Annotated in this window: 1 protein-coding gene; it reads right to left on the reverse strand. The window is 62.7% G+C overall.

Annotation, left to right across the window (positions count from 1 at the left end):
* Positions 1–99: 99 nt before the first annotated feature.
* Positions 100–687 carry a J domain-containing protein gene (locus tag DIE06_RS37905; protein ID WP_260433919.1) on the reverse strand — a complete coding sequence of 196 codons (588 nt, stop codon included), beginning with the start codon at positions 685–687 and terminating at the stop codon, positions 100–102.
* Between the last annotated feature and the right edge of the window lie 2 nt (positions 688–689).

Consider the following 689-nt stretch of genomic DNA (forward strand, 5'->3'; position numbering starts at 1 on the left):
GCCGTCAATTCATGAAGCAGTCGATCGAAGAACCTCCCCCGAAGAGGGCACCGATCGCGGTCGAGTTCCGCGCTCGCAAAACCGGTCACCCACCAGGACTCACGGGCGCAGCCCGAACACGCCGTGCCACAGAGCGCTGAAAAAGTCCCTATGCACGTGTTCGTCACTCCTTCGCGCGTCGCTCTCTGGCGCCGGTGTCGCCCTCTTCTCGCATTGCGGCATCTGCTCATCACGCTGCCCGTCCCGCGATGCGCTCGGCTGGCGCGACGCATGCAGTTCGACCACGCTGCCGGCAATGCGCTCGGCGAGTTGAACATCGCAATCACGGCCGAGCAGGACACCGAACACGACGTCGCGGTTGTGCCCTTGTTCGGCGAAGCGCATCGCCCATGCCACGAACCGCGCATATTCCGCTTCGCGCTCCGCCTTCAAGCGCTCCTCTTCTTCGCGAAGCCGTGCGTGACGGAGCATTTCCTCTGCGTAAACGGTGTCATAGACGCGGCGCAGCTCCGGGTCCGAGAGAACCGCGTATGCCTCCTTGATCTCCTGAAATCGCGCATGCGCGTCCGCTTCGCACCCGACGTTGCGGTCGGGATGCGCTTTCATCGCCGCCTTTCGGTAGCCGCGCTTGATTTCCTCGTTGGTGGCGTTCTCGCACACACCGAGCAATTCATACATTGTCGTCATTG

It is taken from the genome of Burkholderia sp. Bp8998, from assembly GCF_003854235.1.
GTDB lineage: Bacteria > Pseudomonadota > Gammaproteobacteria > Burkholderiales > Burkholderiaceae > Burkholderia.

Coding starts and splice junctions, on each gene's coding strand:
- DIE06_RS37905 (WP_260433919.1), bottom strand. CDS start 687: ATGACGACAATGTATGAATTGCTCGGTGTGTGCGAGAACGCCACCAAC.